This window comes from Lysinibacillus sp. NPDC097287 (genome assembly GCF_044761695.1).
GTDB lineage: Bacteria > Bacillota > Bacilli > Bacillales_A > Planococcaceae > Lysinibacillus.
Window position 1 is genome coordinate 1 of record NZ_JBIWCX010000017.1, and the last position, 25150, is coordinate 25150.

The 25150-nt window shown below is 36.9% G+C and carries 26 protein-coding genes; 15 read left to right on the forward strand and 11 right to left on the reverse strand.

Annotation, left to right across the window (positions count from 1 at the left end; translation table 11 throughout):
• Window positions 1-117: 117 nt before the first annotated feature.
• The 3 genes from ACIQ2D_RS18625 to gdhA form a co-directional block, all read right to left on the reverse strand.
• Window positions 118-768 (reverse strand): Yip1 family protein, encoded by a 651-nt coding sequence (locus tag ACIQ2D_RS18625; RefSeq protein ID WP_402866803.1) that lies wholly within the window; start codon window positions 766-768, stop codon window positions 118-120.
• 122 nt (window positions 769-890) lie between these two features.
• Complete coding sequence (locus tag ACIQ2D_RS18630; RefSeq protein ID WP_402866805.1) at window positions 891-1577, reverse strand: phosphoribosylaminoimidazolesuccinocarboxamide synthase; 687 nt, start codon at window positions 1575-1577, stop codon at window positions 891-893.
• 186 nt (window positions 1578-1763) lie between these two features.
• Window positions 1764-3137 carry an NADP-specific glutamate dehydrogenase gene (gene gdhA, locus ACIQ2D_RS18635; protein ID WP_402866807.1) on the reverse strand — a complete coding sequence of 458 codons (1374 nt, stop codon included), beginning with the start codon at window positions 3135-3137 and terminating at the stop codon, window positions 1764-1766.
• Window positions 3138-3324: 187 nt separating this feature from the next.
• Between gdhA and ACIQ2D_RS18640 the strand changes: the two genes are divergently transcribed.
• The 5 genes from ACIQ2D_RS18640 (at window position 3325) to ACIQ2D_RS18660 (ending at window position 8479) form a co-directional block, all read left to right on the forward strand.
• On the forward strand, window positions 3325-3798 hold the full coding sequence (locus ACIQ2D_RS18640; RefSeq protein WP_402866809.1) for a YaiI/YqxD family protein: 474 nt from the start codon (window positions 3325-3327) through the stop codon (window positions 3796-3798).
• Window positions 3788-5104, forward strand: a complete 1317-nt coding sequence (locus ACIQ2D_RS18645; RefSeq protein ID WP_402866811.1) for a D-serine ammonia-lyase — start codon at window positions 3788-3790, stop codon at window positions 5102-5104. Before ACIQ2D_RS18640 ends, ACIQ2D_RS18645 begins: the two co-directional genes overlap by 11 nt.
• 205 nt (window positions 5105-5309) lie before the next feature.
• Window positions 5310-6284 carry a glycerophosphodiester phosphodiesterase family protein gene (locus ACIQ2D_RS18650; protein WP_402866813.1) on the forward strand — a complete coding sequence of 325 codons (975 nt, stop codon included), beginning with the start codon at window positions 5310-5312 and terminating at the stop codon, window positions 6282-6284.
• 125 nt (window positions 6285-6409) lie between these two features.
• The gene (locus ACIQ2D_RS18655) at window positions 6410-7015 is read left to right on the forward strand and encodes a helicase domain-containing protein (RefSeq protein ID WP_402866815.1); all 606 of its coding nucleotides are present in this window, start codon (window positions 6410-6412) and stop codon (window positions 7013-7015) included.
• Between the two features lie 15 nt (window positions 7016-7030).
• The gene (locus ACIQ2D_RS18660; RefSeq protein ID WP_402866897.1) at window positions 7031-8479 is read left to right on the forward strand and encodes a HelD family protein; all 1449 of its coding nucleotides are present in this window, start codon (window positions 7031-7033) and stop codon (window positions 8477-8479) included.
• A 225-nt stretch (window positions 8480-8704) separates the two neighbouring features.
• Here ACIQ2D_RS18660 and ACIQ2D_RS18665 read toward each other — a convergent pair whose 3' ends face one another.
• Both ACIQ2D_RS18665 and ACIQ2D_RS18670 read right to left on the reverse strand, forming a co-directional pair.
• Window positions 8705-9475, reverse strand: coding sequence for a MerR family transcriptional regulator (locus tag ACIQ2D_RS18665; protein ID WP_402866817.1), 771 nt, complete (start codon window positions 9473-9475; stop codon window positions 8705-8707).
• A 335-nt stretch (window positions 9476-9810) separates the two neighbouring features.
• Window positions 9811-10968: a pyridoxal-phosphate-dependent aminotransferase family protein gene (locus tag ACIQ2D_RS18670; protein ID WP_402866818.1), complete on the reverse strand. Its 1158-nt coding sequence runs from the start codon at window positions 10966-10968 to the stop codon at window positions 9811-9813.
• 421 nt (window positions 10969-11389) lie between these two features.
• Between ACIQ2D_RS18670 and ACIQ2D_RS18675 the strand changes: the two genes are divergently transcribed.
• From ACIQ2D_RS18675 to ACIQ2D_RS18685, 3 genes are all read left to right on the forward strand, one after another.
• Window positions 11390-12034, forward strand: a complete 645-nt coding sequence (locus ACIQ2D_RS18675) for a hypothetical protein (protein WP_402866819.1) — start codon at window positions 11390-11392, stop codon at window positions 12032-12034.
• A gap of 243 nt (window positions 12035-12277) precedes the next feature.
• Complete coding sequence (locus tag ACIQ2D_RS18680) at window positions 12278-13168, forward strand: acyl-ACP desaturase (RefSeq protein ID WP_402866820.1); 891 nt, start codon at window positions 12278-12280, stop codon at window positions 13166-13168.
• Window positions 13169-13179: 11 nt separating this feature from the next.
• Window positions 13180-13452 (forward strand): hypothetical protein, encoded by a 273-nt coding sequence (locus tag ACIQ2D_RS18685; protein ID WP_402866821.1) that lies wholly within the window; start codon window positions 13180-13182, stop codon window positions 13450-13452.
• 71 nt (window positions 13453-13523) lie between these two features.
• On the opposite strand, the gene ACIQ2D_RS18690 is transcribed toward ACIQ2D_RS18685, so the two are convergent.
• Window positions 13524-14009, reverse strand: a complete 486-nt coding sequence (locus ACIQ2D_RS18690) for a hypothetical protein (RefSeq protein ID WP_402866822.1) — start codon at window positions 14007-14009, stop codon at window positions 13524-13526.
• A gap of 175 nt (window positions 14010-14184) precedes the next feature.
• Between ACIQ2D_RS18690 and ACIQ2D_RS18695 the strand changes: the two genes are divergently transcribed.
• From ACIQ2D_RS18695 to ACIQ2D_RS18705, 3 genes are all read left to right on the forward strand, one after another.
• Complete coding sequence (locus tag ACIQ2D_RS18695) at window positions 14185-14523, forward strand: hypothetical protein (protein WP_402866823.1); 339 nt, start codon at window positions 14185-14187, stop codon at window positions 14521-14523.
• 818 nt (window positions 14524-15341) lie between these two features.
• Window positions 15342-15653, forward strand: a complete 312-nt coding sequence (locus tag ACIQ2D_RS18700) for a hypothetical protein (RefSeq protein WP_402866824.1) — start codon at window positions 15342-15344, stop codon at window positions 15651-15653.
• Between the two features lie 941 nt (window positions 15654-16594).
• The gene (locus tag ACIQ2D_RS18705; protein WP_402866825.1) at window positions 16595-16822 is read left to right on the forward strand and encodes a YdbC family protein; all 228 of its coding nucleotides are present in this window, start codon (window positions 16595-16597) and stop codon (window positions 16820-16822) included.
• A 187-nt stretch (window positions 16823-17009) separates the two neighbouring features.
• On the opposite strand, the gene ACIQ2D_RS18710 is transcribed toward ACIQ2D_RS18705, so the two are convergent.
• The 5 genes from ACIQ2D_RS18710 to ACIQ2D_RS18730 all read right to left on the reverse strand — a co-directional run bounded on the left by ACIQ2D_RS18710 (window position 17010) and on the right by ACIQ2D_RS18730 (window position 20946).
• Complete coding sequence (locus ACIQ2D_RS18710) at window positions 17010-17405, reverse strand: ferritin-like domain-containing protein (RefSeq protein WP_402866826.1); 396 nt, start codon at window positions 17403-17405, stop codon at window positions 17010-17012.
• 266 nt (window positions 17406-17671) lie between these two features.
• Window positions 17672-17938 (reverse strand): translation initiation factor 2, encoded by a 267-nt coding sequence (locus ACIQ2D_RS18715; RefSeq protein ID WP_402866827.1) that lies wholly within the window; start codon window positions 17936-17938, stop codon window positions 17672-17674.
• Window positions 17939-18113: 175 nt separating this feature from the next.
• Window positions 18114-18374, reverse strand: coding sequence for a translation initiation factor 2 (locus ACIQ2D_RS18720; RefSeq protein ID WP_402866828.1), 261 nt, complete (start codon window positions 18372-18374; stop codon window positions 18114-18116).
• Between the two features lie 297 nt (window positions 18375-18671).
• On the reverse strand, window positions 18672-19835 hold the full coding sequence (locus ACIQ2D_RS18725) for an oxalate decarboxylase family bicupin (protein ID WP_402866898.1): 1164 nt from the start codon (window positions 19833-19835) through the stop codon (window positions 18672-18674).
• A gap of 205 nt (window positions 19836-20040) precedes the next feature.
• Window positions 20041-20946, reverse strand: a complete 906-nt coding sequence (locus ACIQ2D_RS18730; RefSeq protein ID WP_402866829.1) for a DnaD domain protein — start codon at window positions 20944-20946, stop codon at window positions 20041-20043.
• A gap of 297 nt (window positions 20947-21243) precedes the next feature.
• Here ACIQ2D_RS18730 and ACIQ2D_RS18735 point away from each other — a divergent pair, with 297 nt between their 5' ends.
• The 4 genes from ACIQ2D_RS18735 (at window position 21244) to ACIQ2D_RS18750 (ending at window position 25087) form a co-directional block, all read left to right on the forward strand.
• Window positions 21244-21585 (forward strand): DUF2975 domain-containing protein, encoded by a 342-nt coding sequence (locus ACIQ2D_RS18735; RefSeq protein WP_402866830.1) that lies wholly within the window; start codon window positions 21244-21246, stop codon window positions 21583-21585.
• A 176-nt stretch (window positions 21586-21761) separates the two neighbouring features.
• Window positions 21762-22295: a hypothetical protein gene (locus ACIQ2D_RS18740; protein WP_402866831.1), complete on the forward strand. Its 534-nt coding sequence runs from the start codon at window positions 21762-21764 to the stop codon at window positions 22293-22295.
• Between the two features lie 111 nt (window positions 22296-22406).
• The gene (locus ACIQ2D_RS18745; protein ID WP_402866832.1) at window positions 22407-22967 is read left to right on the forward strand and encodes a hypothetical protein; all 561 of its coding nucleotides are present in this window, start codon (window positions 22407-22409) and stop codon (window positions 22965-22967) included.
• 452 nt (window positions 22968-23419) lie between these two features.
• Window positions 23420-25087 carry a sensor domain-containing diguanylate cyclase gene (locus tag ACIQ2D_RS18750; protein ID WP_402866833.1) on the forward strand — a complete coding sequence of 556 codons (1668 nt, stop codon included), beginning with the start codon at window positions 23420-23422 and terminating at the stop codon, window positions 25085-25087.
• The last annotated feature ends 63 nt before the right edge of the window (window positions 25088-25150 follow it).

The window sequence follows — 25150 nt, forward strand, 5'->3', positions numbered from 1 at the left end:
AACAAAATTAAACAGCCAGTCTCCGGTAAAATACCGTAAACTGGCTGTACAATAAGGTGTTTTCTTATTGTCTCAAAAAAGACAGGCAGTGCCATAGCAAGAGGGGAGATTTTTTTATTACATCATACCGACACCGATTATACCGATAACGATGATGAATGCGATGATGATGAATAAGAATATAAAAATAACACTTGGAATAAATACGGTGAAGAATGCTTTCCAGTTTGAAATTTGATGAGCTTCAGCGACTACAGCTACAGCAATAACAAAGGACCAAATACTAACTACAATTGTCGCTAGGGTAGCTGGCCAAAAAATCCATGGTGTAGGGCCCATGTAGTCTACAGTTAGTAAAGATTCCGGGGCAACGTACAGCCAAATTAAATAAAACGGAATGAGTACAATATACGGAATAGCTGTTAAACTCAGTGCCTTAAATAGTTCAGAGAAATTACCTGTGCCTTTAAAAAGCTTACCAAATAGCCATGTGATTAATGCAGAAAATGCAGTGCCGATTAAACCAGCTATCGGTGCCAGAAGTATACATAATAGAACGATCCCCCAAACTGGAAAATCGATTTCCATAACGCCTGACAATAATGAACCAAAATAGCCAATCGATAAAATAAGGATTGCATAACCCGTTGATTTTACATCAATCATGTAGCGAGCGGTTTGCTTTGGCTGTAACCAAACTGATATAAATGGGTTTAGCGTAGGCCTGTGCTTCTCTTCTTGTTGATACGGGTCATTGTAGTGTTCCATCGAAAAACCTCCATAAAATAAAATAAGACCATGATGCGTATAATCATTATACGAATGAACTTTGTAAAAGTTTCAAAAATAAAAAGAGCCACATATCTGTGACTCTTTTTATAGACTAATTGTTAGTCAGCAAGCATGATTTTTTCAAGTTCTAAAGGCTCTATGTACTCGTCACCTTTGTAAGCGCGCATGTTACCACCTGAAATTTCATCGATTAATAAAATTTCATTTGTTTTTGCATCGCGACCGAATTCTAATTTAATATCGTAAAGTGTTAAGCCTTTTTTCGCTAGTTCAGCACCTACAAATTTAGAAATTTCAATTGTACGTTGTTTTAAAATTGTATATTCTTCATGCGTAAGTAGGTTTAACATTGCTAAAGCATCTTCAGAGATTGGAGGATCAAGGCGATCGTCGTCTTTAATTGTAACTTCAACGAAAGAATCTAAATCTTGACCTTCTTGTACGTATGCACCATAGCGACGTAGGAAAGAACCTACTGCTTTGAAGCGGCAAATAACTTCTAAACCTTTACCGAATACAGTAGCGGGTTTTACAGTCATTGTTGCATCGTCGAAGTTAGCATCTACGTAGTGAGTAGGAACGCCTTGTTCGTTTAGTTTTGAGTAGAAATAAGAAGTTAAGCGTAAACCTGCAAGACCAGCGCCATCGATAGTTAAGCCAACAGTGTTAGCACCCGGGTCAAATACGCCGTTTTCACCAGTAACATCATCTTTGAATTTTAATAAGTAATGACCATCTTCTAATTTAAATACATCTTTCGTTTTACCTGTATATAATAATTCCACAAAAAACCCTCCAATATTTCGAAATACCTCAGTATTATAACACGAATAATTAAAATAATTAATACCAAAAATGTTCGTTTTTTATATGAAAATAACCATTTTTTCTCTAAAAAATAGCAAAATAGAAGATGATGACGAATATTCGTCATCATCTAAGTGAAATTAAGAAATCTATAAAAAGGAGTATTAATATACGCCTTCAGATAGCATACCGTTTGCAACTTTAATGAAGCCAGCGATGTTAGCACCAACAACAAGGTTACCTGGGTAGCCGTATTGGTCAGCTGCAGCTTTGCTTTCTGCATAAATGTTTTTCATAATTTGGTTTAACTTTGCATCTACTTCTTCAAATGACCAATATACACGGCTTGAGTTTTGTGCCATTTCAAGTGCAGATACTGCAACACCACCAGCGTTTGCTGCTTTAGCAGGACCAAATAATACGCCAGCATTTAAGAATTCGTTGATTGCCTCAAGATCAGAAGGCATGTTTGCACCTTCACCGATTGCTTTAACACCGTTAGCAATTAATGTACGAGCAGAATCGCCATCGATTTCGTTTTGAGTAGCACATGGAAGTGCGATATCACATGGAATTGTCCAGATACCTGTGCAACCTTCAGTGAAAGATGCGTTTGGACGGTAGTTTAAGTAAGTAGAAATACGATCGCCTTTAACTTCTTTGATTTCTTTAATCGCATCAAGATCTAAACCTTCAGCATCGTAGATATAGCCTGAAGAATCCGAACATGCTACAACTTTTGCACCGTATTGCTGTGCTTTTTCGATTGCGTAAGTAGATACGTTACCAGAACCAGAAACAACCACTGTTTTGCCTTCGAATGAATCATTTGCATCTTTTAACATTTCGTTCACGAAGTATACAGTACCGTAACCTGTAGCTTCTTTACGAGCTAATGAACCACCATAAACAGGGTTTTTACCAGTTAATACACCAGACTCGCTTGCTTTTGTTAAACGTTTGTATTGCCCCCATAAGAAGCCAATTTCACGTCCACCAACACCGATATCACCAGCAGGAACATCGACATCTGGACCAATATGGCTGTATAATTCAGTCATGAACGCTTGGCAGAAACGCATGATTTCTGAATCTGATTTTCCTTTAGGATCAAAGTTAGAACCACCTTTACCACCACCGATTGGTTGGCCAGTTAAAGCGTTTTTGAAAATTTGTTCGAAACCTAAGAATTTGATGATTGATTCGTTTACTGTAGGGTGGAAACGTAAACCTCCTTTGTATGGGCCCATTACGTTGCTGTACTGTACACGATAACCACGGTTTACTTGAACTTGGTTGTTATCATCTTGCCATGCAACACGGAAAGAGATGATACGGTCTGGCTCAACGATACGAGATAGGATATTTGCTTTAATATATTCAGGATGCTGTGTGAACACAGGAACTAATGAAAGGAAAATTTCTTCAGCAGCTTGTAAAAACTCTGCTTGATGACTATTTTGTTGTTTCAGTTGTTCGAATACGCCATCTACGTATTCTTTTGCTAATTGTTCGTTGCTTACAGTTGTTGTTGTCATAGTGAAAACCTCCAAATGTTTTGATAGGTGTATCGTATATCTATTTTTCTCACTATTCAATAAAATACTTTTTCCAATGCCTGAAAGTTTGTGAAAAATTGAGCAATAGGGGTGTTGAAAATGTTATACTGATATAACTAGTGAGTGTTTGATTGATCTAATTATGAGAAAGGAATGATGCTTTATTGTGAAGGTATTAATAGACGCTGATGCCTGTCCAGTCGTGGATTTGTCGCTATCTATATCATCTGAGTTTGAGATTGAAACTATCTTGTTTTGCGATACATCACACCGTATTGAACGTGATAATGTAATAACAATTATGGTGCCTAAGGGTCCAGATTCGGTTGATTTTACGCTAGTGAATACGCTTTCAAAACACGATATTGTCATTACACAGGATTATGGTTTAGCTGCCATGGTTTTGGCTCGTGGGGGGTACCCAATCGACCAAAATGGACGTGAAATGACGCATGAAAACATCGAACGTTTGCTCGATATGAGACATGTTGGACAGAAAATCCGACGTGCAGGTGGACGTACGAAAGGACCGAAAAAAAGAACACAAGAAAACAATATTTCGTTCGAATTGAAATTTCGACAAATTTGTGAACGAGCTATTTTAGCGCAAAAAATGGAGGAAACATCAGATGGTAAATAACCTAAAACACGAACTATTCGAAGCATATCCGCTACTAAAAAACATTGCAAATCAAAACACTGTATTGTGGGAAAATACAAAACGATTAAAAAAGGCGCAGACTGACCTCTTTTCAATGGAAGAGGTAAAAGAAGCAGAAGAAACATTAAAACGCTTTTCTTCCTATTTAATAGTAGCGTTTCCAGAACTTGCAGCCAGTGAAGGGCTTATTGAATCATCCATTAAAGAGATTCCAAATATGAAAGCAGCTCTTGAAAAAGAGTTTGAGACATCGATTGCCGGTCAATTCATCTTAAAATGCGATTACGCACTTCCTATATCAGGTTCTATAAAAGCTAGAGGTGGCATTTATGAAGTGCTAAAGCATGCTGAACGACTTGCGATTGCAAATAGTTTGCTCAAGGAAGAGGACGATTATGCGACTTTAGCGACAGACGAGCTCCGAGCATTCTTCCAGCAATATACGATTGCGGTTGGCTCTACCGGTAATCTAGGCTTAAGCATCGGCATTATGGGTACAAAGTTGGGTTTTAATGTCGTTGTACATATGTCTAGTGATGCGAAGGAATGGAAGAAAGCTATGCTTCGTGAAAAAGGTGCTACTGTAATCGAATATGAAGCAGATTATAGTGTGGCAGTCGAGCAGGGGCGTAAAGAAGCGGAGCAAAATCCGATGTGCCATTTTATCGATGACGAAAATTCGAAAGACTTATTTGCTGGCTATGCAGTGGCAGCAAAGCGTTTACAAGCACAATTTGAAAAGACGAACATTGCAGTGGATGAAGAGCATCCATTGTTCGTTTATTTACCTTGTGGTGTCGGTGGCGGTCCTGGCGGGGTAGCGTATGGTTTACGTGAACTTTTCGGTGAACACGTCCATATTTTCTTTGCAGAACCAGTTGCTTCACCGTGTATGACGATTGGACTGATGACTGGTTTACATGATGAAATCAGCGTAGAAGATATTGGCTTAGACAATAAAACGGAAGCAGATGGTCTAGCTGTAGGTCGCGCTTCTAAATTCGTTGGGAAAGTGATGGAAACTTATATTAGCGGCTGTTATACAGTGAAAGATGAAGAATTGTTTACATCACTAGGTTTAGCCATGGAATCAGAAGGCCTATTTTTAGAGCCATCTGCACATGCAGGGATGTTCGGACCGATTCAGTTAATGAAAAACGGGCAAAGTTACTTGGAAAAGCATAACATAGCGGACAAAATGGAACAGGCGACACATCTTGTATGGGCAACAGGTGGGAGTATGGTGCCGCAAGAGATGCGTGAAGAGTATTTAAAAAAGGCATGAGGGTGGCATTAAATGCTGTTTTCGAAAAGATTGTGCCCTTCAATTAACGGGGTGCGATAATTAAAGATTATTGAGTTGCATATGCAGCTCTTTTTTTCTTTATTGAACTCTCATGAAAGAACTTAATCATCTTTCATTATCTGTGGTGAAGTGCTGGTTTTGCGCTACAAATTCATTTTAAAGTAAGAAAAGAAAGGAGCAACAAATGAAAAAAAGAAAAATTAAAAGGACATATATCATTTTGGGGGTATTAACCCTTTTGGTTGTTATGGTTTGGATGAATAATACGAGTCTATTTTATTCGAAAGATACAAATTATAAGATTCTAGCTCATAGAGGGTTGGCTCAAACCTTCGATATTTCAAAGGTAGAGTATGATACGAATACAGCTGAAATCATTTATCCACCTGAGCACCCCTATTTAGAAAATACAATTCCTTCTATGAGGGCGGCATTTGATCATGGTGCTGACGTAGTGGAATTAGATATTAAGTTAACGAAGGATCATCAATTGGCCGTTTTTCATGATTTCACTTTAGAGTATCGAACAAATGGGAAAGGTGAAGTCAAAGATTATATGATGAACGAATTGAAGAAACTAGATGTCGGCTATAGATATATGGCTGATAATGGAGAGAGCTATCCGTTTCGCGGCAAAGGCATTGGTATGATGCCAAGCTTAGATGAGGTGTTTGCCGCTTTTCCTAATAAAGAGTTTTTAATTCATGACAAAGATGGAGATATGGAAACAACAAAAGTATTGTGGGATTCATATTTAAGTAAAATGTCTAAAAAACAATTAGATAAAATAACAGTTTATGGTGATGGAGACAGCGAAGGTTTTGATTATTTACGTTCAAAACATGTAGAGATGAAACTGTTAACAAAAACAATGATGATAAATGCACTATTAAAATATGAATTAGTAGGTTGGACGGGATATATTCCGAAAGAATTGCATAATATGGAGCTCCATTTACCTTTAAAATATGCAAAGTACTTATGGGGTTGGCCAAATAAATTTATTGATAGAATGGAGTCTGTCAACACCCGAGTCGTAATCGTAGAGGGAAATGGTAAATGGTCAGAAGGATTTGATACAACGGAAAGCCTTGAAAAAATTCCAGAAGGATATCAGGGCTATATATGGACAAATAGAGTTGATAGGATTACTGAATGATTTAACTCATCAGAAATCGAACTTCTTATGAGATAAATTTAAATGATTAAAACCCTCCAATATAACACCAGTGAAAATTAGCGTGCTAAGCTAGTACAACCGCTGGAATATTGGAGGGTATTATTATGCAGAATTTTCAAGATGAACATCAAGCTTTAGCAAAGATCATGACAAAATTAAAAAAAGCACACATGGCTGTGAATGCCAAAGTAGGTGACTATGATGATGAATATATGGATTTGAAGCAGTATATGATTGATTACCGAAATGAGATGGATACGATGGAGATGTTCAGTAATCAGCGGGCATTAACAACTATTGATAAAACAGGGGTCATGACATTAAAACAACGTACACAGCTTGAAAAATTGATCGAATCTCCTTATTTTGGACGAATTGATTTTGTCTATGATGGTGACAGTAAAGCAGATGCTGAAACATTTTATATCGGTAAATTTTCATTTACGGATGAAGAGGGGACAATCTGTATTTTCGATTGGCGTGCAGCGATTTCGAGCATGTACTACGACTATGAGCTAGGGGAAGCATCCTATGAAGCATTAAATGGCACGGTTTATGGGGAACTCATTCGAAAACGTCAGCTAAAAATTATTAATAGCGAACTGGACTATGTACTGGAAAGCTCGATAAACATTCACGATTCGATATTACAAAAAGAGCTAAGTAGGGCAGCTGATGAACGCATGAAAACGATAATTGCCACGATTTAGAAGGAGCAAAATGCCATTGTCCGTAATGATCTAGCACATACGTTAATCATTCAAGGGGTTGCAGGCTCTGGGAAAACGTCAATTGCCCTTCACCGTATTGCCTATTTACTGTATAAATATAAAGAGTCTTTATCTTCAGAGCGTGTCATGATTCTGTCGCCAAATAAAGTATTCGCAGATTATATTTCGACCGTGTTACCGGAGCTAGGGGAGGAGCCAATTCGGGAGAGTAGTCTGGGTGAAATCGCTGAGAAAATTCTACCTAGCAAATATAAATTTATATCGCTATATGAGCAAACAAAGCAACTAATCGAATGTCCAGAAAGTGCATTAGCCAAACGTGTGGCTTTTAAATCTTCCCTTCATTTTTTTGAACAGCTAACTGCTTTTCTAAACAATCAAAACACTGATTTATTAATGCCCAAAGACATTACTATTCAAGAAATCGATATTGCTGCTAATTATATGACGGAGCGTTTTGCGAGCTATGCAAAGGAACCTGTGTCAAAACGCATCGAACATGTAGCAGAGGACTTACTAGCGGTTGTCAAAGCGAAACGCCAAGGGGAGGTAAAGCTGCCTTCAAAGAATGAAATCGTCAAACGTTTAAAGAAACGCCTCCGTTTTACAGATGCACTTAGTTTATATAAAGCGTTTTTTGAAAATGTGGGACAACCAGAACAGTTTATTTGGAAAAGAGGGACGTTTGAATTTGCAGATGTCTATCCGTATTTATATTGCAAAGCATATATGGATGGCGTAGATACATTTGATTTGGTGAATCATCTAGTCATTGATGAGATGCAGGACTACACACCTGTACAATATGCAGTTATTCAAAAGCTATTCCGCTGCAAGAAAACGATTTTAGGAGATTTCGGCCAATCGTTAAATCCGTTTGCTGTCAGTACCTCAAATGGATTCCAAGCCATTTTTCCACAAATGGAATACGTGGAATTAAAGAAAAGTTATCGCTCGTCGTTTGAAATCATCGAATTTACGAAACAATTCTTACCTGAAAATGCAATCGAGGCAATCGAGCGCCACGGTGAACAGCCAACAATAGAAAACTATATAAATTTCGCAGAGCAAACAGAAAAAATAAAGCATTATCTTAAAGAATTTGAAGCAAGTAGCTATAAAACATGCGGGATTGTTTGTAAAACAGCAGCACAGGTGGAAGAACTCTACGGGGTACTACAAAAGGAATTTAACGTTCATAAATTGGATGAACATAGTACAGCATTTGCAGAAGGGATTACCCTTTCCTCTGTGCAACTGGCTAAGGGACTAGAATTTGATGCTGTAATTGTGCCATTTGTGGATGAAGCATCGTATGCCAGTAATTTTGATAAAGGTCTATTATATGTGGCTTGTACAAGAGCAATGCATCAATTAACGCTGCTACAATCATCTAACAATTTTTCGCCGTTGCTGTTGGGACAAGTTGGGGCTGTCCAATAAGTCCCTCTACTCATAACATCTTGCTTTCTGTATAGTAAAAATCCGCTTCGCTTTCCGCGGGCACAGCGTAAGTCGCAACCCTCGCTACCCGCGGTTTGTTGCGTCTTACGTCTTGTGCGTACTCCTGCCGCTACGTTTCACTCACGCTTTCGTCGCAAATAATGTTCCCGCAGGAGTCTACGCGGATTTTTACTTGTATATCAAAAAACAGCATGCTGGAAGTACTCACAGCATACTATTTTTCCTTTTAGGAAAGCCCCTTTTGAGGTAGTTGGACAGTAATCGAATTAATTCTTTTATATCCTCCATTGCTTCACGTAAGCCCAGTTCTAATCGATCTGTGATATGAAGTATATCCTCTGTGCTAGAGGGAGTATTTAAAATATCTTTAATATCAAAGGGGAGGACGTCTTCTTGCTGCTGAACAAGGCGTAAAATAGAGACCATTGAAAAATGGGCACTTCGCAAAGTACGAATAACGAGTAGACGTTCGATATCTTCTTCATAATACACACGGTGTCTTTTTGTATTACGTTCCACAGAAAAAAGCCCGTTTCTTTCCCAATTTCGTAATACTTCTTCGGTTATTCCTAATTTGTTCGCCACTTGTTGATGCGTATAGATCTTGGTGTTAGAACTTTGCGTTGAATGGTACCAATTTTTAACGACTTCAATCGCTTCGAGTACATATTGATGTTCTAATTTTAAGTGGGAAAAATACTCCTTTGCCTCTATTAAAGCTTCGGGGAAGGCTTCTTGTCCGCTCAGTTTGACGATTCTCGTTGCACGTTTCCGTAAATTATTTTGAATCAATTCACAACGAAAGGCTAGCCTTGCAATTTTCAATTGAACTACATGAACCGTGTCATATACGCGGTAGCCATTCGCTGCTCGTGGAACAGGGGATAAGTAACCCCACTCCTCATAAACACGTACTGTATTTGGATGGACTTGTCCAATTTCTGCGATTTCATTGGTACGATAAGTCTGACGCATAGATGATCCCCCCAATAAATCCCTAGTTATAGTTCATTTTATACTATTTTTGAGGAGAAGTGCACAAGACCTATTCGTTACTTCTCGGCGATTTAGGAGGCGTACTTATGTTGAGACATTATAGGTGGGAAAAGGAAGAGTCCATAGAGTGTGCTAACCTTTGGTGAAGGGGTAGAGTAGATGCGAAAAACGCAAGAAGTGCTGGTTGATATCAGCATTCTTGCGTTTAGTTCTTTAAGGAAATCTTTTATATTCTAAGTTTAAATGTGTAAATATGGGTAACTTCCTAACATCGCTGATAGTCTCCTAAATCTCTAGTTCGATCTAAAGGTCAATTATTTGCCTTGAGCAGCTAAAAATACTTTATGTGCAGCGAGTACACCTGCGCCCGGTTCAAAATCATAAGAGAAGTCTTGTAGTCCCGCTTCCAGTAACGAAACGGCTTGTAAAACGTCGCTTGGGAAGCAATAGCCCATATGACCAAATCTGAACATTTTACCTTGTAAATGGCCTAGTCCACCCGCAAAATCTAAATGATACTGTTGTTTTAGATGCGGCAAGAAATCGGCTAGCGCAATTCCTTCTGGCGCCATGATTGCTGTAATAGTAGGTGAAGCGTGCTCGTCATCTGTCAAAAGTCCGATGTTGAGTGCTTTCATCGCACTGCGCACCATGTCTTTCATCAGTTCGTGACGCACGACTGTTTTAGCAAAGCCACCTTCTTCCTCGATAAGCTTGCAAACAGCTTGTAGACCATAGATGAGAGTGATAGTAGGCGTGTTAGGCGTCATACCTTTTTCTGCCCAGCTACGATAGCTTTGTAAGTTTAAGTAATAAGATGGTGCTTTATTTTCTTCAATTACTTTCCATGCTCTGTCGCTCACGCTAACTAGAGAAAGGCCTGGTGGTAACATCATAGCCTTTTGAGAACCAGTAACAAGAATATCCACGCCCCATTTATCCATTTCAGCAGGTGCTCCGCCAATGCAGCTTACCCCGTCAACAATTATTAATGCATCCGTTTCATTACGAACAACTTGTGCTAATTCACCAATCGGGTTTAAAATCCCCGTTGAAGTTTCATTGTAAGTAACGAAAACAGCTTTAATGTTATTTAATGGTTGTAAAAATTGTTGCAACTCCTCAGCTGTACATGCTTGTCCCCATTCTTTTTCAAGCTTATGCACGTTAAAGCCATATTTCTCACAGATGGAAACGAAGTAATCACCGAATGCCCCAACAGTGATAACTACAACATCTTCACCGGCAGAAACAGTATTTACTGCAGCTGCTTCTAATGCGGCTGTACCACCAGAAGGAAGTAGTAAAATATCTTGTTTTGTGCCGAAAATAGGCTTCACAAGCTCAGTCGTTTCACGGTACAACTCAACAAATTCATTGCTTCGATGGCTGTAGATATTTTGGCTCATAGCAAGCTGAACCTTTTTTGGAATAGGTGTTGGTCCTGGATGTCTTAAAATATTTTCATACATAATAAATAGATCCCCTTTGCTTAGAAAGTTAGAATTTTAAATTTTCTAACTATAATATAGCATATTCAATCTAAGTTCTAACTTCTTTTTTTAAAATATGATAGCAGAGGATTTTATTTAATTCAAAATGTAATGGAAACTTTGAATGGTTAGTAGAATTTATAAAACCAATTAAAGTTGCCTGCATGGTGAAGACTTGTTATAAAGCTAAGCGATAAGGAAGGAACCATTAACTGATCAGCAACGTCTCATAGTGCAAGAACGAATGGGGAATTTTGTCGCATATGAGAGAAGTACTGCAGTTGTAGATGGATGTTGAATAACAGACGCTCCAGAAGATCATTAGAGAATTTGTATTAGGAGCACTATTAACCTAAATGGTGGATTTTCTTTTTAGAAATTAGTATTAGGGGGTATTTCGGTGAAGAAGATAGCGACAATTTTAATGGTTATTTTGAGTCTCATCTTAGTCGGTATCGCTATAATTGTATTTTCCTTTGTTCAAAGTATGAAACCCGACAAAGAAAAAGAAGAAGAGGTAAGAATGCAAGCAGAGGAATATTTAGAAGAAAAGTTTAATGATAACTTCGAAATATTTGATACTTTGTATGATAATATGGGTAATTTCGGATTTGATTACGCAGCCAAGGCTCGGGATAAGAAAAATAACACTCAGTTCTTAATTTATTATGATGATGAGACAAAACAAATGGTGGATACGTACATCGCGGATAAATGGTCAGATGATGTTGAAAAAGAGATAAGACCATACATTAATGAGCATTTTGGAGAATCAACGGATGTCCACGTTTATTTTGAAGACAAAATTGGGAAACAATTAGATATCGATCCGACTAAACCTAAAAGTTATAAAGAATTTGACGTCAAACCTACTATCCGTCTTGCGGTACCTCGGAAAAAGAGTGACGAAGATGAAAAACTCTTTAATGACTTCATATCATTTCTAGAAAGCGAAGATAAACTGCAACAAGGGGTTGTTATTGTGAGGTATATTGCTGAAAATGGTGAAATATTAGAGGATACTGAGTGGAGTAAAGAATTTTAATTTGTATGTTGAAAGTAATGAGTTAATCGCACCGTTATCAAGTAGCTGGTTTTTTAAAAAAGGACAACGCTCAGTTCAAGTGAACTGAGCGTTGTCCTTTTCGATTGGAAATACATGAAATAACGCGGTTCAATCTTTTTAGTCTCTCTTTCTATTTCTTTTATCGTTCAAATAAATTATAATTATTAAGAAAATTCTAATTATTTTCAAGTGGACAGTAAAACACCTTAAGGAGATAAGATAATGTTAAATTCAGATTTGGATATACGCTTAGAACCGCGCATTAAAGAATTATATGAATTACATAAGGAACGTTCTGCAAATATTGACTGGAGCTATCACGAATTTATTCCGTGGGACAAGGCCATGTCCTTTAAACGTGTTCCTTGGGATGAGAGTCAAGTAACACTTCCAGAAGGAGTAATTGTTGCAATCGAAACAGCATTACTGACAGAAGCAAATTTACCTTGGTATACGTCGCATTTGGATTATACATTTAAAAATTCAATGGCAGTCATCAATGATTTCGTACACACTTGGACGGCTGAAGAAGACCAGCACGCTAACTTACTTGAAACGTATTTATTGGTGACACGCAACGTAAATCCTAAAAGATTGCATGCATTAAGAAAACGAATAGTTGAAAACGGTTGGTTCCCAGACTTCACGAACCCTCTAGCAACAATGGCTTATACTTCATTGCAAGAGTTAGGTACACTTGTTTTTTATAATAATGTAGCAAAAATAGCGGGGCAGTATGACAAAGATTTAGCAACATTACTTCGCCGTTTAGCGAAAGACGAAGCACTTCATTATGCATTCTACCGCGACACAGTAAAAGCGCATCTTGAACTTGATCCGAATTTCATAGTGTTCTTTGAGAATGTCATTATTAATTTCTCTATGCCAGGCGCAGTAATGCCTGACTTTAACGATAGAATGAAAACCATTGCCATCGATACAAATTATGGTCCACTACAATACTTTGACCAAGTATTAGATGTAGTGGTGAAGTATTGGGACATCGCGAACTTACAACCTACTAGCGAAGAGGCCAAACAAGCACAAGCGAATATCATGAACTATCATGGGCGTCTTAAAAGAATTAAAGATCGTCAACTAGTGAAAAAATAAAAGGTAGATGTATGAAAGGGTTTTTAAAAATGACAACAACTTGCGAATTATGTGAAAAAGAAACAAAAAATAAAGTAAGTTATTTAGAACTTGAAACGTGGGAATTTGATTTTTTAAAGAAAGAGCAAAAAGATTTTCATTCCATTTGTTTCGAGTGTTTTGACAAACATACTACTAATTTCATTGATAAAGAAATGGATCTTGATTTGAGAAAAAAACGTGCGCTATCGGTGAATAGAGAGCTCCAAGAAGAAATCGAGGCTATTCTTGAAATTGAAAACTAATTCCCTAAAAACACGAAAAATCCTCTTTTTGTCTTCATAGACGAAAAGAGGATTTTTTGTATGCAGTGTGACTAAGCTTTGAATGGTTGCTTCATACGCATTAAGCCGTAAATCGCAAAGAACAATCCACATGTAATGAACGTTAAAATAATGTAAAGAACAGCTTTGCCCGTTTCACCTGACCAACGATACATTAAGCGATACGAGTAATAAAGAACGATACCAGCCATCGCGAGTGAAGATATAAAACCGATTATGGGGATAAAGGAAACAATAAATAACCCAAAATAAATCAGCGCAATTTTCTTCGCAACAGCACGACTCGTTGCATCATCATCACCATTTGCAGTTAACAAGAACAAACTATATACATTAATTAACGGAATCCAAGCAATGTAAGCAAGATCGCTAAAGCCATTTGTTTTAGATGTCGTATAAAATATGATTGCACTAATCAGATAAGACAAAAGAGCAAAGATAAGGATCACGATAAAAGCAATTATCAGTAAACCACCAAGGACTGCATCATAATCACTATAATAAGAATCATAATTCATCAAAAAACCTCCTTCTCTAGTAAATACTTCATAATCATAACAATATAAACCTATTAAATCTATCCCGCAGAATAAGTTATATATGGTAATCTTTACAGAAAATTAAGGTAATGTGTATTAATATACCTTAGAAACCAGGATATTGATGATAACCTAGTGAGTGTTGAAAAGCTAGTTGAGTACTGAAAAAAGTAGTGTGAGTACTGAAAAAAGTAGTGTGAGTACTGAAAAAAGTAGTGTGAGTGCTGAAAAAAGTAGTGTGAGTGCTGAAAAAAGTAGTGTGAGTGCTGAAAAAAGCAGTGTGAGTGCTGGAAAAAGTAGTATGAGTGTTGAAAAAAGTAGTGTGAGTGCTGAAAAAAGTAGTGTGAGCGCTGGAAAAAACAGGTGGGTGCTGAAAAAAGTAGTGCGAGTGCTGAAAAAAGCAGGTGGGTGCTGGAAAAAGCAGGTGAGTGCTGGAAAAAGTAGTGTGAGCGTTGAAAAAACCAAGCGAACATTAAAACATCCTAGAATATAGTTTTTATATAGAAGAAACATATCCGAAAATTGCCAAGATAGGTCATGAGATTGAAAGTATCCTACCGAAAAGTCCACGAATGGCTTTGACATCTTGCCGTACGCTTGTGGAAACATTGTTGGATAAGGCAGTAGAAGCGGAAAGGCTAACTTAGAGTAACTTTCAAGAGCGTATTTCTTTTTTTATCATGATGGTTTACTCGCTACCGACATTAACGACGCATTTTATGTTGTAAGAAGGTACGGAAATGCAGCTGCTCATAATTCGTTTCGTAATTTCTATATGCTTGAGGCACTGGAGAGTTGGGAAAAGACATATAGCATTGCGAAACGGTATATCGAAGTATATGGTTCGGTGGATATTGAAATACCTCAATATGACGAATCTGTTTTTACAGAATCGAAAAATAACAGTTGATCAAATAAATTTGGTGTCATTAAACATTTTACCGATCAAAACCCAGAACCCGTATTTGGGGGAATCGGGGAAGTAAGATTTAATCGCACAACACAACCCGTCCGTTTTTAGATTCAATGTTGGAGTGGAATGAAAGTGCGTACTTCAAAATGAGATTGCAGAAGGCGGAGAAATACAGAGAAGTGAATCCCTGGTTAACACAAGTGGCAGAGGAGAGGGAAGGGTACGAATAACCGAACGTAGATATACTATATTTAAAAGGTATTAGATAGATAAATGTTTGCGGCAACATCATGATGTTGTACTCCCTACTAATACTACTGAAAACGAAACAAATTAACGTTTTTTGCATAATCCTATTGGAGAGGATGTATTTTTTGTAGAAGGGGGGGACTACTGGTATGGAAGATAGAATGGTGAAGCAAAAGAAGTATGGGATGATTAGTTGGATTTCCTTGATCATAGGAGTGGTTTGCTTTTTTATTGTATTTGTAACGCCTACAAGAATTGCAAACATTGGGAGTTTGGTTGGAGACTATATAACGTTTGCACTTACAGGTATTGGAATTGTCTTTTCTTTAATAGGGATTGTGAAAAAAACGGAGAAAAATGTTATACCTATATTATCTTTAATCCTATCATCATCGTTTTTTATCTTTTGGATTATCACAATCTTCTTATTAATGACTAATCAAATTGACTTTGCGCCGTAGAATCAGTGTGAATCGCAATACTTGCGTTGAGGCGTCTATTCAAACCTAAAGAAATAGGCACCCTGACGACTAAGTAAGGTCACTAGTTCTAAAACTTTAACTTGAGTCAGTCGCTAATTATGCGGCATGTTTCGTGTATAGACTGGGTGTGGACACACTCAGTCTTTTTTTAGTTTAGCGGCAAATGAGGTTAATAGTAATAGTAGAACATATGTGTGTAATAATTAAAGGGTAATAGATAGGTGACTCAAGTGTGGGTGGCTCACCCCGCATTCAGCAGAAAGGCGGACTAAAAGCGCCACATCCTGTGGCAACGTCCGCATGACTCGATTCGTGCGAGCCCGTGATGCCAGTGACAGTATTTGAAGGATTAATGTTTGCAGTTTCATTCGCGGCATTGATTGTATCAGTTCTTTCATTTAACCATAAAAAATAACCCATCCTTGAGTTAAAGGCTCAGATGGGTTATTATACCTGAAAATAGCCAGTCCCTTTGTGGGAGCCTGCTATTACGAGACTACGTGATGTTCCAGCATTATGTAGTCTTTTTTAAATTTATTCATTTCTTACGGTCATTATACGTTTTCGAGGTCTTTTTTACAAGATGACGTTCACTTCAACTATGTCATTAGATATTAATGCTAGTGAAATAGCTACTTAATGGATATTTTGTTTTACATGAACTTCTATTGGAAAATAGAATTGCTCGGAAGAATGATAATCAATAGAAAGGGTATTGATCACCTATAAATTAGTAGCACTTTCGTATGGAAAATCCTTTTATTATTTAAATTTGTGGAGTGCAAATCATGATATAGAGATGTACAATTTTAGATTGCCTGTGTAAATAGTTTATTGAAATATTCATGAAGAGAAAGTAGTATGTATTATTGAGAAAGCAATATCATCAAGCAAAATTTCCTTTTAAGGATGTGGCATTTATGGCAGAGATCAAATACGAAATTATTGAAACACTAGCAGTCTTATCTGAAAGTAGTAAAGGGTGGAAGAAAGAGCTGAATTTAATTAGCTGGAATGGGCGAGAGCCGAAGTATGACTTGCGCGAATGGTCGGAGGATCATACGAAGATGGGGAAGGGTGTTACATTCACACTTGCTGAATTGCAGATACTGAATGAATCATTGAATAAATTATCAGCTATAGATTAATGAACAAAGGAGCCGTCCAATGCGGCTCCTTTGTTGTTCTATTATTAAAAATACTCCATATACATTCTCATTGAATGAATATCTGAACAAAATATTCAGTGTATTAAAATAGAAGGTTATAAAACAACAAAAAACCGACCTGATTAGTGGGTGATAGGCGTTAATATTTGTTGATAAAAAATAAAAACTAAACAGCATGATTCTGTTCGTCTGAAGCGTTTGAACGAAACTGATTACTGATATAAGGAATAGTAGATTCTCGAGATACTCTATGGTAAAAATCGACTGCTTCTTGTTCATCTTTAAACGCAGTTAAAACACCACTTTTAAAATCTATTGGTAAAGTCTCTGTTATTTGAGGTGAAGGTTGTTGACCAGTGAGGCAGGTATAAGTATAAGAAAAACCTTGGTAATGTCTAATTTCATCACCTCTGATTTCTAAAATACGATTTCTAACTTCTTCATTTGGAGCAAATTGAGCCAAATGTTCGTAAAATCGGATAGCGTTGAATTCACCATTAATGGCATTAGTGAGGTCGAGAACTAATTTATCGTTTGAGCTTGGTTGTATAGCATATTGCAAAAAAATCACGCCCTTATTTTTTATGTTTGAAAATCACAATTCAAAAGTATCTTTTTAGGTACTCTATGTACTAAAGAATGGAAAGGTGACTACTGCAGGCATGATTGTTATATTGAACATTGGGAGGAAATAACGAACGTCTGCCTTAACAGTTGTACCATGTTCAGTGAAAAAAGGCCGCAGCATTCGAGCCGCAGCAAATTCTACATTGAAAAATCCCCCAAGCATATACTTAGAGAAATAGATGTGGCTTTGGGAACTAGGTTTTATTTATTTATGCGTTTGATTTGTTGTAACTCATTTATTAAATAGTCTATCTGCCTCTCCATGTTTTCTGTCTGTTTTGATTGTTCATTCGAGTTTTGAGCACCTTGGTTACTTGATTTTTCTAAAGCTTCTAGTGCAAGACCAGCAGCAACCATTTGTATACCATCACCTAATGTAGAAATAGCAGTGCCGATAAATGCAAGTCTAGCGATCTGAATATCTTGTGAGTCGGCGGATTGGTTTGAATTTTTTTTATTTCCCCTCATTTTTATATCCTCCTTACCAAAAGTAAATGCTCTTAACTGCATCATATGCATTTTTTTACTAAAGGTGAGGCATTATAAGAAACTGAAATTTATGAAGGTCAAATAAAAACACACAGTATCCTTTGACTCTACAGCTTCTGATAGGAATGGTCCTCATTGTACAATTCACAAAAATTCATCTCATCATCCTTTTCACTTGTTTTAATTCTTTTATTATACTGTTTATCTGCTTTTGCATGTCTTCTAATTTTTTAGATTGTTCATCTTGATTTTGAGATCTTTTGTTATTTGATTTCTCTAGTGCATCTATGACAAGTCTGGCAGCAATTAGTTGGATACCACCACCTAGAGAAGAGATAGATGCTCCAACATACGCAAGTTTAGCAATTTGAATATCTATCGAATCAGCTGATTGATTTACTTTCTTGTCATTCACTATTAAATCCTCCTTATCAACAACGAAGAAATTAAATTATCTTAATTTCATCTTATGAATTTAACAGAGAAAAATGAGAGATTAAATGGAACAATTAAAATATTGCTCAAGAGCTTGCGTTACTTTATGCAGCGGTTGCTTCATTTAGTGTTTAAAATATGTATGTGGTCAATTAGAAAAATTGATCTTTTCATTGAACTTCTAAATAGAGAGAATCAGAAGTACAGCTTCAAGTATAGAAAGAATCGTATTGCTAACCCATATATAACTTGCTGATTAGTGAACTCGATTCAACCTTTATTTAGGATAGTAAGAAAACCCAGGATATTTGACGACAGGCCATTTTACTTTGCGTAGCGCATGCAATAATTCCGGCCCCACATGCAAGTTGTCACTAACCAATTCTGGAGGGGTAAGCGCCATCCATTGGTTTAACGACACATCAACAAATCGATCGCTCTTGAACATTTCTAAAAACCATAAAGTTTCACTCCCGGTATTTTGAATATAGTGCCCAGTAGCAAATGGTACATAGCCGACATCACCGGCTCTATAATCAAATGTACGAGCTATGCCATTGCCAGCAAATACAGTCATGCGGCCCTGCCCGGTAAGATAATACTGCCACTCATCGTTATTCGGATGCCAATGTAGCTCTCTCATCCCACCTGGCTTAATTTCAACTAGCGCTGCTGCGATCGTTTTTGATATAGGGAAATTAGAAGAGTCTACGATTCGTACACTTCCACCAGGTGTAATAATAGGTGTTTGTGCAAGTAGCTGATGCTTGAAACTTTGAGGAATGGTTCCGTACGGGGATTGTACCTTATCGCTTTCTAGCGAACCAGGAACCTTGTCTTGAAAGATATAGACCTGCTTTGAAGGAATGTTGTCAAAGGCACTAATGGGCACTCCGAAATTGGCAGAAAGAACATCTTTTGGAGTGTGTGCAAACCAATCGGAGATAGATAAAGTGTTAAGATCTGAAAAGTGACCGTCATCGAAGACGAGCAGAAATTCGCAGTGTTCTAATCCCTGAATTGAATGCGGGAGGCCAGGGGGGAAGTACCAAAGATCACCAGGTCCTACGTCGGCAATGAAATTTCGCCCCTCTGCGTCGGTTGAGGTAATTCGTGCCCGACCTAGTATCATATAGGCCCATTCTGCTTGTTGATGCCAATGCAATTCTCTAACACCACCGGCTGTCAAACTCATATTTACCCCTGCAAGCGTGGTCGCAATGGGTAGTTCCCTAACTGTGATTTCACGTGACCAACCTCCATGATTTAATGTCATAGAAGCATCTGAGAACGAAAATTTCAAATTAGGAAGCAAGCCTGCATCCGTTTCAGGGGGAACTAGCATGTTTGGGTTTTCGAGATCCCGCATAATATCCCGTGGACCAGTATCATATCCCCCTGAGCCGTCATTTCGGATGGGCTGAGGTATATTGTCGTACATTCCTGTATTTTGTTCTGGGGTTTCCAATTCATAGGCTCCTCTCATTGGCTAGCTTTATTTATTTAATCTTACATAATGGTATATGACGCAAAAATTGTGTAAATGACTTTGTGATAAAAAACATAATCATTGTGTTGTATGCTTGGACAGTTAGAATGTGATGAATAAGGCATACAACTTCATTTACTTAATACTGACATTTATTTCATGTTTTAATTGGACCTCTTAGTTTCTCAAGAATTTTTAACCGTTCTGCTTCAAAGTCGAAGGAGGGAGGAGCTTCTACAGGTGTGAAGGTCTCATGGCGTTTGTGGAACCACTCCGGGATGATTTCTGTGCGTCTTTGGGTGTTCGGTGTTTGTTTTTTAGTTTTAAAAGATTGTTTATAGGCCTGGGCATCGGCCACTGATGTTAGTTGTTTTTGCTGCCAATCACGTAATACCGATTCAACGTAATTCCATTTGGGTACATTATTTTCAACCGCTGTTTTCATGGCGAATATCACCAATTCCTCGTTACAATCATCAATCCAAAAACCTATTTTTTCTGCTACATAAGAATTTAAATTACCGAATCCATTTTCTTCATAAAACTGAAAGGCTGTTTTCATTGGGGCATGTTGTAAATCTAATGATGGATTCTTTGGCGTATTTTTTGTGTAATCTTTGGTTATTGGTGTCGTCAAGTTGCTGATACCGTTTTCGGCATTTTGCTGAGATGGTGGTTCGCAAGTTACATCAATGGATACCATCATTTCTCCGTGTTGCATGTCCTCATTTTGAAAACTGCGAGTAGCCATATCAACTGCATCATAATTTACGCGATACCATTTTGTGCGGTCCATTTTCATACGGTTGTAGTTGCCGACCACAATCAGCTGATCTTCCTCCAGTTTACGAATAATGCGTTCTAGCGTACTTTTCGACCAAAACGGAAATTCCTTATGCCAATCCTCCAACGTTTTATAAACCCACTTATGCCCGCCCCGAATGTTTTTAGAAATGCGTAGCCAATAGTGCATTTGCTGCAAAACGAGCGCTTGATTTAAACCGATTTTTACAGCGAGTGAGGGCAATACCTGTAGTGGTGATTCGTTTATTAGTAAATTCAAAGATTCATGTCCCCTTTATGTTGATTTATGTGATGAAAAATGCAAGCTGGCGCATATTTCATTTCAACCGTTATATACAGTTTCAGTGTGGAAAAAGGGACATTGGAATTTAAACGATAAAAATTTATTGATTATCGATAATTGAAGAGCTATGATTTAGATGTAAATCAAAAAGTGAGGTGTTCTTATGAAACGAGGTACAACCAACTTTAAAAAGCCACTATTTTTGTCTTAGGAATTATTATTGTCACATTATGTACATTTGGGCTACCGGGATTAGCAAATGATGCAGCATAGATGAATCCAGAATATGCATATTTGAGATTTTCTGTTCTCATAGGTTTGAATATTACAGCAATTCCGTTTTGCCTAGCGCTGTATCAGGCGTTGAAGTTATTAAATTATATCAACAGTGAAAATGGATTTTCGGAACGATCTGTTATATCGCTAAAACAAATAAAAAACTATGCAATGATCATCATTATCTTATATGTAATGGGGATGATCTTTCTTATATCACAAAATGCATTACACCCTGGAATCACCATAATTTGTTTCGTCATCATATTTGCAGCGGTCCTTCAGGAATTGTTAAGAAGTTCACTTGAAATAAAAGGAGAAAATGATTTAACAATCTGAGGTGATATAGTGGGCATGACGTTGGCGAATCTTTCAAAATAGGGCAAAGCAAAAGCTAGACGATTTTCTACATTAGAGGTGATTTGCAAAGCTTAGGATTGACAACCCGGTGATATTCTCGAATACAGAAACGATGTTGATGATTTGGATTATTTTAAAGAGGGAGGAGGGATGCAATGTCATTGATTTTGTTATTACTAATGGGGCTTTTTGGCGTTTTCTTAATGGTTCTTAGTAAAAGGTCAATCATAGACATGCTTAGCGAAAATAACAAAGTGGTGCATAAGCTGAAAAATGCTGTGTGGTTTCAAAATCACTGGTACGCTGGAATGTTCTTATTCGTTATGAATGCAACTCTATTTTTATCGACAGGTTTAATACTTTATATATTGATTTATATTTCAATCCCATTTATTCATTGGCTAGTCATCATTCTTGCTACCATTGGGAGCTTCTTTGTGTGGGTAATCATCCATAAAGCATGGCAAAGTACGAATAGAAGTCGTGTGAAGATGGGGGCTATCGGAAGTAGTTTTTATGTGCTCTTGTCTATGGTGTTTATGTATTGGTCTTGGACACTTGAACCTTCTTATCCAGATGAAGATACTTTTATGAAAGGCCTTGTATTAATGATAGGTGTATTGATCGCAACGATAGCCGGTGTTTCGTGTTTTATTTTTACAGGATTATCTAATAAGAAAGCTGTGTGAAAGTAAAATTGCAACATGCCAACGTAATTGGACATACAAAAACACGAATAACTCATGTTGAAACGAATCGAAAAATCTTAAATGTTTGTCTTTTAATCAGGGGGTGTGAAATTGGGGATATTATTGGTATTTGTCATGATTGTGATTATTACGATGGTTGGGATTTTTATATTTGAAAAAAATAAAAAAGTTTCCTTTTTACTTTTATCCATACCTTCATTGCTCATTTTAGGATTAGTAGTTTGGTTTATATTTGAAAGGAATTACCACTTTGTGAAAAGCACAGATTTACGCACAGAAATTATCGGGAATATGGAACTAGAAAAATCACTTGAAGAATATATTAAGGGAAAACCTGATACCCAGTTTACAAAGGGTGAAAATGTGAAGTACCCTAATTATGTTAAAGGACATGATGTTTCTATTGGGGCAGATGAAAACAACAAAATTAAATTTGTCCGCACTATATCGCCTCATGATGAAACAAGCAAGCACATAAAAGTTTCAGACAGTAAAGAGGTTGTAATTAATAAATACGGTGAATCATATTATGAATGTCGTGATATGGGAATGGGAGAATATATTGCCTATGTTGATAGAGATTCTAAAAGGTATATTCGTTTTTGGCTTCAAGAAGGGAAAGTAAGAGAAATTGAATTTATGTTAATTTAGAGATCTCACTATAAATGGGATAGTTCCAACCTTTTATCATACTGTCCACTAAGACAACCTACTGTCATACCTTGGCTAAATAATGACTAAACGTCAAGTAGCTCGAAAATATATTACTTGTATGTGTATTTATCTTGAATAACGATAAAATTAATATTTTCAATAATAAGGGATCATGTATCAAAAACTTAGCGACAGGGTTTTAGCTAGTTATCAAAGGGAGATGTATTTATATAAAAATATGTAGAAACGATGGGGAGCCTTAGTGGGTATTTTTGATAGGGAGATAGGGCAGTTGAGCAATGTACAAAACTTGACGATATGTTAGTGAAATATTTTGCTGTAATAGAATTTTAATATTGAAAATAAAGTCTATAGGACTTTATAGTCTTTTCAAACTTCCTTGTAAAACAAAACAAAAATTGGTATTGTTTTTTATAGGAGGGGATATTTTGAAAATTCTGAAAAAGCTATTTCAGCGAGACTCGATAAGAAATCAATTTCGTATTTGGGTAGTTTTATTAACGTTTATTATTAGTTTTTTTATTTTTGTTCCTTCCTTGTTTATGGAGTATCATCAAACTATCAAACACCAAGATGAGGAAATGACTTATTTTTTGAATGCTCAAACATATTTTTTTGAAAGCTGGTTATCAGAACGTTCAAAAGATATCAACACAATTGCAAAATTAGATACTGTTAAAGAGCATAATTATGAAGAATCCAGGGGCTTTTTTCAAGATTTTATGAATGGAACAGATTTTACAGATTTGATAGTGATCAATAAAGAGGGTATCGTTCAATTCGACACATCCACAGAGAATAGTAAAGATAGTGTAGGAATGGATGTTATTGATAGAGAGTATTTTCGAGTAGCGAAAGTAGGAAAACAACAATATATTACCGATGTTCAAATAAGTAAAGTTACAAACAAACCGATTATGTCTATCGCTTCTCCAATTTTAGATGAGGAACAAAATTTTAACGGTGTCGTTTTAGGGACGATTAATTTAGATGTAATCGATCAACTACTCCATGAGTCTAGAGTTGGTCAATTAGGACATGCTTATCTTGTCAATCAAGATGGGATATTGTTAACTAATTTCAACTTCAATCAGCAAATCGACAAAAATAATGAAATAGTAGATATATTTTCTGAAAACTATATAATCGATGAAAATATATTGGCATTAGCAAGAAAACAATCTGGTCAATCATTGGACATGTATAAGGATGTTAGAGATGAATGGGTTTTAGGTGAGAGTCAAGCTGTCAATGGAGGGAAATGGTATATCATTTCTGAAGTAGGTGTGTTAGAAGCCTATGCTCCGTTTATAAAGAGATTCGCGTTATTAGCGTTTTGTATTTTGTTGGGGTCAATTGCTACTATACGTTTAACTCTTTATCTTGCAAGAAAAATAGAAGAGCCTATTCAATATCTTCTTGAAGGGGTCCGATTTGTTGAACAAGGAAAGTATGATCATCAAATCGATGAAAAACATACTACACCTTTTGTGAAGGAATTTCGTGAACTGTGTGCAGCTTTCAATCGAATGAGTGACAAAGTGAAAGGAAATACGATATTACTTGAAGGTTTGTCGACTACTTGCCAACTAACGAATATCTATAATCGTCGTTACCTGATGGAGCAAGGGGAGAGAGTATTTAGGGAGTGTGTAGCTTCAGGTAGCCATGTTTCCTGTGTAGCCATAGATATCGATTTTTTTAAAAAGGTGAATGATACGTATGGTCATACTATTGGTGATGAAGTGCTGAAACATGTTGCAAAAGTTATATCTTATTCTGTTAGAGAAAACGATATTGTCACAAGATATGGTGGAGAAGAATTTGTGATACTATCGCCCAATACTTCATTAGAAATGAGTGCAATATTAGCGGAGAAAATAAGATATGAAATTGAGAAAACACCTTGTGTAATAGAGACGACAAAGATTTATCTTACGGCTAGCATTGGCATTTCGGAATACTTTGCATATGAGGATGTTTCCACAATAGCGAGCTTGATTGATAGAGCCGATAAAGCGCTCTATGTAGCAAAAGGAAGCGGGCGGAATCAAGTGCAGTTGTACGAAGGTGTGGAAGTTGCTAGTAGTAGCTAATTTTTTGAGCTGGACAAAAGGTGTGTGAACGTATGTTTGGAATGTGTGTTCTCTTTTTGTGAG